The sequence below is a fragment of the Streptomyces sp. NPDC017979 genome (genome assembly GCF_044328175.1).
Taxonomy (GTDB): Bacteria; Actinomycetota; Actinomycetes; order Streptomycetales; family Streptomycetaceae; genus Streptomyces.
The window spans coordinates 57,910-70,680 of sequence record NZ_JBIRGU010000011.1; the positions used below are offsets into that span (position 1 = coordinate 57,910).

Annotated in this window: 10 protein-coding genes; 4 read left to right on the forward strand and 6 right to left on the reverse strand. The window is 75.0% G+C overall.

Annotated elements, in window-relative coordinates:
• Positions 1-48 precede the first annotated feature (48 nt).
• From ACH4E8_RS25595 to ACH4E8_RS25605, 3 genes are all read right to left on the reverse strand, one after another.
• On the reverse strand, positions 49-783 hold the full coding sequence (locus ACH4E8_RS25595) for an SseB family protein (RefSeq protein WP_398452062.1): 735 nt from the start codon (positions 781-783) through the stop codon (positions 49-51).
• 74 nt (positions 784-857) lie between these two features.
• On the reverse strand, positions 858-2,072 hold the full coding sequence (gene mycP / locus ACH4E8_RS25600) for a type VII secretion-associated serine protease mycosin (protein ID WP_398452065.1): 1,215 nt from the start codon (positions 2,070-2,072) through the stop codon (positions 858-860).
• Positions 2,069-2,950, reverse strand: a complete 882-nt coding sequence (locus ACH4E8_RS25605; protein WP_398452068.1) for a hypothetical protein — start codon at positions 2,948-2,950, stop codon at positions 2,069-2,071. Before ACH4E8_RS25605 ends, mycP begins: the two co-directional genes overlap by 4 nt.
• 1,701 nt (positions 2,951-4,651) lie before the next feature.
• Here ACH4E8_RS25605 and ACH4E8_RS25610 point away from each other — a divergent pair.
• Positions 4,652-5,854, forward strand: a complete 1,203-nt coding sequence (locus tag ACH4E8_RS25610; protein ID WP_398452070.1) for an amino acid deaminase/aldolase — start codon at positions 4,652-4,654, stop codon at positions 5,852-5,854.
• A 29-nt stretch (positions 5,855-5,883) separates the two neighbouring features.
• Here ACH4E8_RS25610 and ACH4E8_RS25615 read toward each other — a convergent pair whose 3' ends face one another.
• From ACH4E8_RS25615 to ACH4E8_RS25625, 3 genes are read right to left on the reverse strand one after another with little or no spacing between them, the layout of a single operon-like run.
• Positions 5,884-6,687, reverse strand: a complete 804-nt coding sequence (locus tag ACH4E8_RS25615) for a 3-oxoacyl-ACP reductase (protein WP_398452073.1) — start codon at positions 6,685-6,687, stop codon at positions 5,884-5,886.
• A gap of 6 nt (positions 6,688-6,693) precedes the next feature.
• Complete coding sequence (locus tag ACH4E8_RS25620) at positions 6,694-8,061, reverse strand: aldehyde dehydrogenase family protein (RefSeq protein WP_398452076.1); 1,368 nt, start codon at positions 8,059-8,061, stop codon at positions 6,694-6,696.
• Positions 8,062-8,111: 50 nt separating this feature from the next.
• Complete coding sequence (locus tag ACH4E8_RS25625) at positions 8,112-9,476, reverse strand: glutamine synthetase family protein (protein ID WP_398452079.1); 1,365 nt, start codon at positions 9,474-9,476, stop codon at positions 8,112-8,114.
• 134 nt (positions 9,477-9,610) lie between these two features.
• Here ACH4E8_RS25625 and ACH4E8_RS25630 point away from each other — a divergent pair, with 134 nt between their 5' ends.
• From ACH4E8_RS25630 to ACH4E8_RS25640, 3 genes are all read left to right on the forward strand, one after another.
• Positions 9,611-10,366, forward strand: coding sequence for a FadR/GntR family transcriptional regulator (locus ACH4E8_RS25630; RefSeq protein WP_398452553.1), 756 nt, complete (start codon positions 9,611-9,613; stop codon positions 10,364-10,366).
• A gap of 214 nt (positions 10,367-10,580) precedes the next feature.
• Positions 10,581-11,963, forward strand: coding sequence for an ethanolamine permease (gene eat / locus ACH4E8_RS25635; protein ID WP_398452556.1), 1,383 nt, complete (start codon positions 10,581-10,583; stop codon positions 11,961-11,963).
• A gap of 68 nt (positions 11,964-12,031) precedes the next feature.
• Complete coding sequence (locus ACH4E8_RS25640; RefSeq protein WP_398452082.1) at positions 12,032-12,721, forward strand: gamma-glutamyl-gamma-aminobutyrate hydrolase family protein; 690 nt, start codon at positions 12,032-12,034, stop codon at positions 12,719-12,721.
• Positions 12,722-12,771 lie beyond the last annotated feature (50 nt).

The window sequence follows — 12,771 nt, forward strand, 5'->3', positions numbered from 1 at the left end:
TTCAGCGTTCTCCCGTTTCTGCTTTTCCGCCGCGCTTCTGAGTACGGACTACGCGCGGACGAAGAAGGGCTCGCCCGGAGGGGTGGCCCCGGCCGGCAGCACCGCCAGGTCGAGGCCCCGCACCAGGCGGGCCCTCAGCACGTCGTGGCCCGCGATGCCGGAGGCGACGCGGCGGGCCGCGTCCGGCGCCGCGGAGTCGTCCGTCAGCACCAGGGCGAGGGTGCCGTCCGTGTCGCCGCCGCGCAGCAGATGGGCCCGTACGAGCGCGGGCTCGGCGGCCACGACCTGACGCACCGCTTCGGTGACGGCGGGGTCGTCCAGCGGATGCGCGCTGGTGCGCCCCTCGGCGAGCGCCCGGAGCGCGGCGCCGCTCAACTCGAACGGCACCGGCCCGGCCAGGTCGATGACGAGGGTGTCGGCCTTCTCGTGGGCGACGGCCTGGAGCGCCTGGCGCAGCGGGACGGCGACGGGCCTGGCCGCGGGGTCCCAGCGGGCCAGGGTCTCCATCGAGGTGAACGCGGGCAGCGCGCGGCGGTCGCCCGCGGTCAGCGTGGGCACCGCCATGTCGCTGGTCTTCTCGCGCCGCAGCCCGTTCTCGTCCGTCTCGACCTCGCCGAGCACCGCGACGACGGGCACGAGCAGCCGCGCTCCGCCGAGGGCTTCGAGGACCGGGCGCAGCGCGGTGCGGTCCGTGGACCAGGCGGTGAGTGCCGCGGCGAGCCGCGGGTCGGCGGTGCCGTCGTCGTCGGAGAAACCGGGGTCCGGGATGTTCTTGAGCGCCACGGGTCGAGCGTAGTTCCCGGGGTGCCGGGGGCCGTCGGCGGGGGCGGCTCCGGCCGGGTGCGTACGGGCGGTGGTCAGCCTTCGCTGCGGGAGTGGGCGCCGCGCCACAGGACGATCGCGACGGCGAGGACGAGCGCTCCGACGCCGCCCACGACCGGCGCGAGCCAGCCGGACGACTCCTTGGGGGCCGCGGTCTCCTGCGGGCCCGGGCCGAAGTGCTGCTTGGCGTAGCCGGTGGTGGCGGCCTTGGGGTCGCCGGGGCGGATCTTCCCGCCCTGTCGGATCGCGGCGGCCGGGTCGACCATGCCGTAGCCCCGTGCGTCGTCCCGGCCCTGCTCGGGCCGTTCCTGGGCGGTGTCGATCAGGAGTTGCTTGACCTGGGCGGGGGTGAGGTCGGGGTGGGCCGCGAGGACGAGGGCGACGGCGCCGGAGACGAAGGCGGCGGCGGCGCTGGTGCCCCAGCCCTCGTAGTACTTGCGGTCCGGGTCCGGTATCACGATGTCGACGCCGGGTGCGTTGACGGTGGCGTACCAGCGGCGGGTGGAGAACGCGGCGCGGCTGCCGTACCGGTCGACGGCGGTGACGGCGATCACGCCGGGGTAGGCGGCGGGGTACGAGATCCGGTCGCCCTTCTCGCCGCCGTTGCCGGCGGAGGCGACCACGACGGCGCCCTTGGCCAGCGCGTACTGGACGGCCGCGTCCTCGCCCGGCTCGGGGTGGGCGGACTCGCTGTCGTCGCCGAGGGAGAGGTTGATGACGTCCGCGCCCTGGTCGGCGGCCCAGCGGATGCCCTGGGCGAGGGCGCTGCCGCGCGACTTGCGGGCCCGGTCGCGCGCGGGGTCGCTGCCTTCGAGGATCACCCGGACGGGGAGGATCCGGGCTTCGGGCGCGATGCCGATGACGCCGGCTTCGTTGTCCCAGCCCCGGCCGTGGGCGGCGATGATGCCGGCCATCGCGGTGCCGTGGCGGGCCCAGGCGCGGTCGCCGCGGGCGGCTCCGAAGCCGATGAAGTCCTTGCCGGGCAGGACGTTGTCGCCGAGGTCGGGGTGCTCGTCGTCGACGCCGGTGTCCAGGACGGCGACGGTGATGCCCTTGCCCTTGCTGGTGCGCCAGGCGTCCGCGGTGTTGAGGGCTTCCAGGCCCCACTGCTGGGCCCGGATGCCGTCGGCGCGGGCAGGGACGGCGGGCAGGAGGGCGAAGGCGGTGGCCGCGAGGAGCGCGCCGGCGCGGTGGCGGCGCCGGCGGCGGGCCGGGTGCGGCGGCTTCGGCGGGCGCTTCGACGACGTCATTTCGGGGGCTCCGTGGGCGGGTTGAGCGCGGACTTCAGTGCGCGCTCGACGCCGGCCGCGACGCCGGTCGCCTCGTGGCCGAGGCCGGCCTGCGCGGGGGCGGTCGTCGATGCGCGGTCGCGGGCTTCGGCGGCGGGCTCGGGGTCGTCGACGACGCGTCCGTCCGCGAAGCCGGAGACGGCGTACACCACGACGGGGGCGTCGACGAGGACCTTCACGGTCCAACTGGCCCGCTGCGGATCGCCGAAGCGGGCGGCGACGGTGCCGGGCGCGGTGTACGCGGGCGGCATCAGGTCGGCGCGCTCGTCGAGCTTCTGCCCGTCGAAGCGGCGGGACAGGGAGACCATCGCGTGGTCGTCCTCTTCGGTGAACACCATGCCGACGGTGGTCACGTTCGTGGCCGTGGCGTCGGTGTACGTGGCCCGTACGACCCGGGCGCAGCCGACGGGCTCCAGGGTGGCGGCGAGCCCGGGGCCAAGCGCGGTGGCGCAGTCGGCGTCGGGCGCCACGGCTATCCGGGTCCAGGACCGGTCGGCCTTGCCGGGGCCGGCGCCCTTGCCCTGGATCGTCCGGGGGAAGAGGCTGTCGACCGGTGCGTTGTGCCACAGGCCGTGCCCGCGGGCGTACGCGGACGCCTCCGCCGTGCTGGCGCCGGCGCCGCCGGTCAGCGCGCCGGCGGTGACCGCGCCCCCGATCAGCCCGAGCCCGAGCACCCCGCAGACCACGGCGACCACGGCCCGCGGCGACCGCCGCGCCGGCACCGGCCGCAGCTGGGCGGTCACTTCCGCGGGCGCCTCCGGTCCGCCCCAGTGGGCTCGCGGCGGCACGGCCCGCAACTGCGCGGTGGCCTCCCCGGCGGCCGGGGGCCGCCCGGGCACGGGCGGCACGGGCCGCGCCGGGGCCGACGTGCCCGCCGCTCCGGGCGCCGGACGGGGCGGAGTCCCGGGCGGGGACGGCACGTTGCGCGACGGCGCGCCAGCGGCCGGGGGACGCGTCCCCGCGGACGGAGCGGGCCGTGCCGGGGCGGGAGCCGGGGCGGACTGCGCTGGACGCGGCCCGGCCGGGGCGGACGTCGGACGCGCAGGCGCGCTCGCGGACGACTCGTCACGCGGCGCAGGAGCACCAGCGGCCGGGGGACGTACCCCCGCCGCTGGAGCAGGCCGCGCCGAAGTGGACGCGGTCCCGGGGCGGGACGGGGTCCCGGGCGCGGAAGCAGCCCTGGCCGGAGGCGCGGGCGGCATCGGGGGCGCTCCCGCGGGCGCGGAGCGCGGCGCCGGTACCGACGGAGACGCAGCCGTTGGTGGCGGCGTCCGCCGCGGCGCGGACGCCGGAGGAAGCGTTCCCGCACGCTCCGCGGGCGCGGGCGGCGCCTTGTGCGGCACGGTCGCCGGGGAACGCGTCCCAGTGGACGGGGCGGGCCCCGTCGGAGCCGGGGGAAGCGTTCCCGCAGACCGGACCGGGGGCGCGGGCGGGCCCGACGCGCGCGGCGCGCCGGCGGAGGGCTCCGCGTTCCCGGCCGAAGCCGACGCGCGCGGCGCAGCAGACGGCGCCGGACGCGGCGGCGCTGCCGGGGCTGACGTACCCGAGGCAGCAGACGGCGCCGGACTCCGCGGCGCAGACGGGGCGGGCGGTCTCGTCCCCCCGTCAGAGCCTGAAGGCCGACCGGCAGGCGCAGAGGGGGCGGGCGCCGTCGGAACACCGGCCGTGGGCCCCGTGCCCCCGGCAGGCGCCGGATCCGCCGGCCGCGACGGCGCAGCCGGGACGCCGGACGCCGCGGGCGTCGACGGAGCGCCGGCAGGGGGCTTGGAGCCCCCGTCGGAGGCCCGAGCAGACGCATCCGAACCGCCGGACGCCGAAGGCCCGGTGTCCCCGGCGGGCGCCGGACCCGCAGGCCGCGACGGCGGGGCCGAGGGCGACGCGCCCGAGGCGGACGGCTTCGTGCCGCCGTCAGCGGCCGAAGCCGACGCGCGCGGCGCAGCGGGGGCGCCGGCGGACGGGGCCGGCTCTCCCGCGGGAGCCGACGCCGCAGGGCGCGGCGGTGCTGACGGAGCACCGGCGGACGGCTCCGTGCCTCCCGCGCCGCGGCGCTGCGCGGTCGGGGGAAGCGTTCCCGCAGGAGGTGGCGTGCGGGGCGGCTTCGGAGGGTCCTGGCGGAGCTTGCGGGTGTCCTCGTCCTTCGCCGGGGGCGGGACCACGCTGCCGTCCGGGCCCGTGCGCAGGGCGAGCGTGGGGCGCTGCGGGCGGCGGGCGGAGAGCGCCGTGGGGGCACCGGACGTACCCGTCGGGAGGGCGTCGTCGGAGGGCACCAGGGAGGCGATGTTCGAAGGGCGCGGCGGTGGCGGCGGGGCGTCGTCCGGGCGGCGCGGAGAGCCCGGTTCCTCCGTGCTCATGCCGCCCCCCATGTGTCTCTTTCCCCGTACAGCAGTCGGATCGCCCCTCGTGGGAGGCGTGTTCGTCGCCGCTTCTGCGTCACTCTACGGGGTGTCGCGGCCCCCACGGGACCGAGTCCGCGGCTCCGCAGGGGATCTGCCCAAAACGTCCCCCTACCCCGCGGTAATCCCGTCTGGCAAGCTCGGTCCATGACGCCCCGTTCCGCTGACCGGGCCCGCTACGACCGGGCCACCGCCCATCTGGACGCACCGTTCGCGGTCGTCGACCTCACGGCGTTCGACGCGAACGCGGCGGACCTGGTGCGCCGGGCCGGTGGGAAGCCGGTGCGGCTGGCCACGAAGTCGGTGCGGGCGCGGGCGCTGCTGGAGCGGGCGCTCGCCCGGGAGGGGTTCGCGGGGCTGATGTCGTTCACCCTCGCGGAGTCGCTGTGGCTCGCCCGGGCCGGGTTCGACGACGTGCTGTTGGCGTACCCGTCCGTGGACCGGGCCGGTTACGCGGAGTTGGCGGCCGATCCCAAGCTGGCCGCGGCCGTGACGGTGATGGTGGACGACCCGGCGCAGTTGGAGCTGATCGACCGGGCGCGGGCCGGTGGCAGGGAGGAGGTCCGGGTCTGTCTGGAACTGGACACCGCGCTGCGGCTGCTGGGCGGTCGGGTGCGGATCGGGGCCCGCCGGTCGCCGCTGCGGGAGCCGGCGCAGTTGGCCGAGTTGGCCCGGTCCGTGGTGCGTCGGCCCGGGTTCCGGCTGGTGGGGCTGATGGCGTACGAGGGGCACGTGGCGGGTGTCGGGGACGCCGTGGAGGGCCATCCGCTGCTGTCCCGGGGCATCCGGTTGATGCAGCGCACGGCGCGGGCGCAGCTCGCGGTGCACCGGGCGGAGGCGGTGCGGGCGGTGCGGGCGGTCGCCCCGGACCTCCAGTTCGTCAACGGCGGCGGCACCGGCAGCGTGCAGCACACGGCCGGCGAGGACGCGGTGACGGAAGTCGCGGCGGGCTCCGGGCTGTACGTGCCGCGGCTGTTCGACCACTACACGTCGTTCACGGCCCGGCCGGCCGCGCTCTTCGCGCTGCCGGTGGTGCGCCGGTCGGGGGTGGGTTCGGTGACCGTGCTCGGCGGCGGCTACGCGGCGTCGGGGCCGGCGGGCAAGGACCGGCTGCCGGTGCCGTACCTGCCGCAGGGCCTGCGGTACGACCGTCAGGAGGGCGCGGGCGAGGTGCAGACGCCGCTGCTCGGTTCGGTCGCGGACGACCTGCTGATCGGTGACCGGGTGTGGTTCCGGCACGCGAAGGCCGGGGAGCTGTGCGAACGCTTCGACGTACTGCACCTGGTGGAGGGCGACCGGGTGGTGGGGGCGGCGCCGACGTACCGGGGCGAGGGCCGGACGTTCCTGTGACCGCCGGCCCCTGCCCTTGATCCGCCGGTCTACAGCGGGGTGACGTACGCCCCGCTGATGCCGCCGTCCACCAGGAAGTCGGTGGCGTTCACGAACGAGGAGTCGTCGCTCGCCAGGAAGGCGACGGCGGCGGCGATCTCGTCCGCCTCGGCGAACCGGCCGACGGGGATGTGCACCAGTCGGCGGGCGGCCCGCTCGGGGTCCTTGGCGAACAACTCCTGGAGCAGCGGGGTGTTGACGGGGCCCGGGCAGAGCGCGTTGACGCGGATGCCCTCGCGGGCGAACTGCACCCCGAGTTCGCGGGACATCGCGAGCACGCCGCCCTTGGAGGCCGTGTACGAGATCTGGGAGGTGGCGGCGCCCATGACCGCGACGAAGGAGGCCGTGTTGATGATGGAGCCGCGGCCCTGGCGCTGCATGTAGGGGATGGCGGCCTTGCAGCACAGGTAGACGGAGGTGAGGTTGACCTCCTGGACGCGCTTCCAGGCGTCGAGTCCGGTGGTGAGGATCGAGTCGTCGTCGGGCGGGGAGATGCCCGCGTTGTTGAAGGCGACGTCGACGGAGCCGTAGGTGTCGTACGCGGTCCGGAACAGCGCCTCGACCTGGTCGGCGTCGGTGACGTCGACCTGGACGAAGGTGCCGCCGACGGCTTCGGCGGCGGCCTTGCCCGCGGTCTCGTCGACGTCGCCGCACACGACGCGGGCGCCTTCGGAGGCCAGTCGGCGGGCGGTGGCCAGGCCGATGCCGCTGCCGGCGCCGGTGATGACCGCGGTGCGGCCCACGAGGCGGCGGCAGACGGGCTCGGTGGCGTTGTTGGTGCGGGGCTCGGTCATGGGTGCTCAGTCCTCCGTGCTGAAGAAGACGTTCTTGGTCTCGGTGAAGGCGGTGAGGGCGTCGGGGCCGAGTTCGCGGCCGAGGCCGGATTGCCGGTAGCCGCCGAACGGGGTCGAGTAGCGGACGCTGGAGTGCGAGTTGACGGAGAGGTTGCCGGCCCGGACGGCGCGCGAGACGCGGATGGCGCGCCCCACGTCGCGGGTCCACAGGGAGCCGGAGAGTCCGTACGGGGTGTCGTTGGCCAGCCGGATCGCGTCGGCCTCGTCGTCGAAGGGGAGGACGACGGCGACGGGTCCGAAGACCTCTTCGCGGGCGGCGGGCGCGTCGGGGGCGATGCCGGTCAGGACGGTCGGCGGGTACCAGAAGCCGGGTCCTTCGGGGGCGGTGCCGCGGATGCCGGGGAGTCCGTCGGGGACGTAGGAGCGGACCCGGTCGAGTTGGGCGCGGGAGATCAACGGGCCCATGGCGGTGGCCTCGTCGGCGGGGTCGCCGACGACGACGGAGGCGATCGCGGGCGCCAGCAGTTCCAGGAATCGGTCGTGGACGGAGCGCTGCACCAGGATGCGGGTGCGGGCGCAGCAGTCCTGGCCGCTGTTGTCGAGGAAGGACATGGGGGTGGCGGCGACGGCGGCTTCGAGGTCGGCGTCGGCGAAGACGACGTTGGGGCTCTTGCCGCCGAGTTCGAGGGTGACGCGCTTCACGTCGTCGGCGCACTTGGCCATGATCGCCTTGCCGACCCGGGTGGAGCCGGTGAAGACGATCTTGGCGATGCCGGGGTGTTCGACGAGGGCGTTGCCGGTGACGTCGCCGGCGCCGGGCAGGACCTGGAAGAGGTGTTCCGGCAGGCCCGCCGCCAGGGCGAGTTCGGCGAGGCGCAGTGCGGTCAGCGGGGTGGTCTCGGCCGGTTTGAGCAGGACGGCGTTGCCGGCGGCGAGGGCGGGCGCGCTGCCCCAGGCGGCGATCGGCAGGGGGAAGTTCCAGGGTGCGATCACGCCGACGACGCCGAGGGGTTCGAGGAAGGTGACGTCGAGGCCGCCGGCGACCGGGATCTGTCGGCCGGTCAGCCGCTCCACTCCCCCGGCGGCGTATTCGAGCAGGTCGCGGACGTTGCCGGCTTCCCAGCGGGCGTTGCCGATGGGGTGGCCGGCCTCCTGGACCTCCAGTCGGGCCAGCTCTTCGACGTGGTCGTCCACGACGGCGGCGAAGCGGCGCAGGAGTCGGGCCCGGTCGGCGGGGGCCGTCGCGGCCCAGCGCCGTTGGGCCGCGGCGGCGCGGGTGACGGCGGCGTCCACCTCGGCGGGCGGGGTCGCGGGGACCTGCCGGACGAGTTCGCCCGTGGCGGGGTTCAGTACGTCGTGGTGCTCGGGTGGCACGGCGTTCCTCTCGGGTGCTGGCGGCGCGGGCCGGGCGGGCGGCGCACCGGTCACAGGCGTTCGAAGGAGCGGCGCAGCTCCCAGTCGGTGACGGCGGCGTCGTAGGCGGCGAGTTCGACGCGGGCCATGTTCAGGTAGTGCGCCACGACCTCGTCGCCGAAGGCGGCCTTGGCGATGACGCTGGTCTCCCACAGCTCGGCGGCTTCGCGCAGGGTGGTGGGGACCCGGGCGTGGCCGGCCGCGTACGCGTTGCCGGTGCAGGCTTCGGGCAGTTCCAGTTCCTGTTCGACGCCGTACAGCCCGGCGGCGACGAGCCCGGCGACGGCCAGGTGGGGGTTGACGTCGCCGCCGGGGAGCCGGTTCTCGAACCGCATCGAGCGGCCGTGGCCGACGACCCGGAGCGCGCAGGTGCGGTTGTCGTGGCCCCAGGCGACCGCGGTCGGGGCGAACGAGCCGGGCTGGAAGCGCTTGTAGGAGTTGACGTTGGGCGCGTACAGCAGGCTGAACTCGCGCAGTGCGGCGAGCTGGCCGGCGAGGAAGTGGCGCATCACGGGCGACATGCCGTCGGGTCCGTCGCCCGCCATGAGGTTGGTGCCGTCGGCGTCGGCGAGCGAGAGGTGGATGTGGCAGGAGTTGCCCTCGCGCTCGTTGAACTTGGCCATGAAGGTCAGCGAGCAGCCCTGCTGGGCGGCGATCTCCTTGGCACCGGTCTTGTAGACGGCGTGCTGGTCGCAGGTGACGAGGGCGTCGTCGTAGCGGAAGGCGATCTCGTGCTGGCCGGGGTTGCACTCGCCCTTGGCGGACTCCACGGTCAGTCCGGCCGTCGTCATCTCGTTGCGGATGCGGCGCAGCAGGGGTTCGATGCGGCCGGTGCCGAGGACGGAGTAGTCGACGTTGTACTGGTTGGCGGGGGTCAGGTCGCGGTAGTCGCGGTCCCACGCCTGTTCGTAGGTGTCCTTGAAGACGATGAACTCCAGCTCGGTGCCCACGTTCGCGCGCCAGCCGCGCTCGGCGAGGCGGTCGAGTTGGCGGCGCAGGATCTGCCGGGGGGCGGCGACGACGGGTGCGCCGTCGTGCCAGGCGAGGTCGGCGATCAGCAGGGCGGTGCCCTCGTTCCAGGGCACCCGGCGCAGGGTGTCGAGGTCGGGGCGCATGGCGAAGTCGCCGTATCCGCGGTCCCAGGAGGCCATGGCGTAGCCGTCGACGGTGTTCATCTCCGGGTCGACGGCGAGGAGGTAGTTGCAGCCCTCGGTGCCGTGCTCCACCACGTCGTCCAGGAAGAAGCGGGCCGCGAACCGCTTGCCCTGGAGCCGCCCCTGCATGTCGGGGAAGGCGAGCACCACGGTGTCGATCTCGCCGCTCTCGACGAGGGCACGCAGCTCCGTCAGCGGGAGCGGGGGCTTGCGGTCTGCCACGGGATCACGCCTCCTAAGGTCAGCCGGGGGCCGGCCGCACCGGCCGAGAGCCATAAGGTATTGCTGAATACCATTGCTTGGGAAGAGGATTCGTCGACGTGGCGAAGACGAATAGGACGGGCGGGGCGGACGGGATGGGTGGGACGAGCGGTACGGGCACGGGTGACGGGCCGGAGGCCGTCGGGGATCGACTGACCCCGGTGCTGCGGCCGGTGCACGCGGGCAACGGCTTCGAGGGGGCGTTGGAACAGGTCCTGCAACTGCTGCGGCTCGGCCTGGTGCCGACCGGGGAGCGACTGCCCGCTGAGCGCGAGCTGGCCGAGCGGATGGGCATCAGCCGGGTGACCCTGCGCGAGGTGCTGAAGGTGCTCGCGGACCAGGGGCTGGTGGAGAGCCGGCGCGGCCGGTACGGCGGGACCTTCGTCCTGCCGCGGCCCGACGCCCGCGGCGAGGACGAACTGCGGCGCCGGCTGACGGGGGTGGACGTGGAGGACACCCTGCGCTTCCGGGAGGTCCTGGAAGTGGGGGCGGCCGGGCTGTGCGCGGCGCACGGCCTCGACGGAGCGGGCGCGCGCCGGCTGCGGGACGCCCTGGCGGCGACCCACGACGCGCCCCTGGAGCAGTACCGGCGCCATGACACGCTCTTCCACCTCACCCTCGCCGAACTGTCCGGCTCGCCGTCGCTGACCAAGCAGTACGCGGGCGTCCGGGCCACCCTGAACGACCTGTTGGACTGCATTCCGCTGTTGGTGCGGAACCTGGAGCACTCGCAGCAGCAGCACAGCGCGGTGGTGGACGCGGTGCTGGAGGGGGACTCCGACGGTGCGCGCGAGGTGATGCGGGAGCACTGCGAGGGGACCGCGGCGCTGTTGCGGGGCTTCTTGGCGTGACGGAGTGCCGGTTGCTGCACGGGGCTTGCGCAGATCCGCTCCGTACCGCAAAGGTGTCGCCCTAAACCTTTGCACGCCGGGAGTGTGAGCCATGGCCGAAGGCACCAGAGAGACATCTGTGTATCCGGAGCATCCCGACGGCCCGGGGCCGAGGCTCCGTGCGGGCCGGTCGAACCGGCCGGACCACTCCGACGACGCGTACCTGAGACGGCGGATGCTCCGCCAGGGCAGTGCGGGATGGCTGCTGCTCACCGGGCTCGGCGTGGCCTACGTCGTCTCCGGCGACTTCGCCGGCTGGAACATCGGGCTGTCGGAGGGCGGCTTCGGCGGGCTGGCGATCGCGACCCTGCTGATGGGCGTGATGTACGCCTGCCTGGTCTTCTCGCTCGCCGAACTCTCCGCGGTCCTGCCCACGGCGGGCGGCGGCTACGGCTTCGCCCGGCGCGCCCTCGGCACCTGGGGCGGCTTCCTGACGGGCACCGCCATCCTGATCGAGTACGTCCTCGCGCCCGCCGCGATCTCCGTCTTCATCGGCGAGTACGTCGACTCGCTCGGGCTGTTCGGGCTGGAGGCCGGCTGGCCGGTCTCCCTCGGCTGCTTCGTCGTCTTCATCGGGATCCACCTGTGGGGCGTGGGCGAGGCGCTGCGCTTCAGCCTGGTGGTCACCGCGATCGCGGTGGCGGCGCTGCTGATCTTCGCGGTCGGGGCGTTCACCGAGTTCGACGCGGGCCGCCTCAACGACATCCCGGTCGACGAGGGCGCGTTCGGCTCGGGGTCGTGGCTGCCGCACGGGCTGCTCGGGATCTGGGCGGCGTTCCCCTTCGGGATGTGGTTCTTCCTCGGCGTGGAGGGCGTGCCGCTGGCGGCGGAGGAGGCGAAGGACCCCGTGCGCTCCATGCCGAAGGCGCTGGCGATCGCGATGGGCGTGCTGGTGCTGCTGGCGGTGCTGACCTTCCTCGCCGCGACCGGGGCGCGGGGCTCGGCCGCGATCCAGGACGCGGGGAATCCGCTGGTCGTGGCGTTGGAGGGCGGCGGGGACCCGACCGCGCTCAGCCGGTTCGTCAACTACGCGGGGCTCGCGGGCCTGGTGGCGTCCTTCTTCTCGCTGATCTACGCCGGCTCGCGCCAGCTCTTCGCGCTCTCCCGCGCCGGCTACCTGCCCCGGTTCCTCTCGCTCACCAGCCGGCGCAAGTCGCCCTACCTGGGGCTGCTGATCCCCGGCGCGATCGGCTTCGCGCTCGCCGCGGCCACCGGGGACGGGGCGCGGATGCTGAACGTCGCGGTGTTCGGGGCGACGATCAGCTACGCGCTGATGGCGCTCTCCCACATCGTGCTGCGGCGCCGCGAACCGCAGTTGCACCGCCCGTACCGCACGCCCGGCGGCAGCTTCACCTCGTCGGTGGCGTTCGTGCTGGCGCTGTCCGCGCTGGTGGCGACGTTCCTGGTGGACCGGACGGCGGCGTTCATCGCGCTCGGGGTGTATGTCGTGGCCGTCGCCTACTTCGCGTTCTACTCTCGCCACCGGTTGGTGGCTAAGGCGCCGGAGGAGGAGTTCGCCGCGTTGGCGGCGGCGGAGGCGGAGCTGGAACGGGGCTGACGGGCCCCGGGGCGGCCCGGCCCCGGGCCGCCGGTGCACGCACGCGTACGAGATCGAACGGAGCCGTCATGTCCAAGCCGCTCATCGGCGTCACCACCTACGTCAACCCGGCCGCCTGGGGCGTGTGGAAGATGCCGGCGGCGCTGCTGCCCGCCGCGTACCCCGCGCTGATCCAGGCGGCCGGCGGCCTCGCGGCGATGCTGCCGCCGGCCCCCGACCCGGCGTCCGCGCGGGCGTTGGTGGCCCGGCTGGACGGCCTGGTCATCGCGGGCGGCGCGGACGTCGAGCCGGCGCGGTACGGCGGCGAACCGGATCCGCGCACGGGGCCGCCGGCGCGCGACCGGGACGCCTGGGAACTGCTGCTGGTCCGCGCGGCGCTGGACGCGGGCCTGCCGCTGCTCGGCATCTGCCGGGGCATGCAGGTGCTGAACGTGGCCCTCGGCGGCACGCTGGTGCAGCACGTCGACGGGCACACCGGCGGGGTGGGCGTCTTCGGCCGGCACCGGGTCCACCCCGTGCCCGGGACGCGGTACGCCGCGCTGGTCCCGGAGCCGACGGACGTCCCCACCTACCACCACCAGGCGGTCGACCGCCTGGCCGACGGTCTGATCGCCAGCGCCCACGCGGACGACGGCACGGTGGAGGCGGTGGAACTGCCGGGGCGGGGGTGGGTGGTGGGGGTCCAGTGGCATCCCGAGATGGGCGACGACGAACGCGTGATGCGGGGCCTGGTCCAAGCCGCCACCCCACGCCCCTAAGGGCGCGTTGCTCTCCGCGGCCCGGTGGTCGGCTTGTCGCGCAGTTCCGC

Excerpts from the sequence above, each read along its gene's own strand:
- mycP (WP_398452065.1), bottom strand. The coding sequence starts at position 2,072 with ATGACGTCGTCGAAGCGCCCGCCGAAGCCGCCGCACCCGGCCCGCCGC.
- ACH4E8_RS25615 (WP_398452073.1), bottom strand. The coding sequence starts at position 6,687 with ATGACCGAGCCCCGCACCAACAACGCCACCGAGCCCGTCTGCCGCCGC.
- ACH4E8_RS25640 (WP_398452082.1), top strand. The coding sequence starts at position 12,032 with ATGTCCAAGCCGCTCATCGGCGTCACCACCTACGTCAACCCGGCCGCC.
- eat (WP_398452556.1), top strand. The coding sequence starts at position 10,581 with ATGCTCCGCCAGGGCAGTGCGGGATGGCTGCTGCTCACCGGGCTCGGC.
- ACH4E8_RS25610 (WP_398452070.1), top strand. The coding sequence starts at position 4,652 with ATGACGCCCCGTTCCGCTGACCGGGCCCGCTACGACCGGGCCACCGCC.
- ACH4E8_RS25630 (WP_398452553.1), top strand. The coding sequence starts at position 9,611 with ATGGGTGGGACGAGCGGTACGGGCACGGGTGACGGGCCGGAGGCCGTC.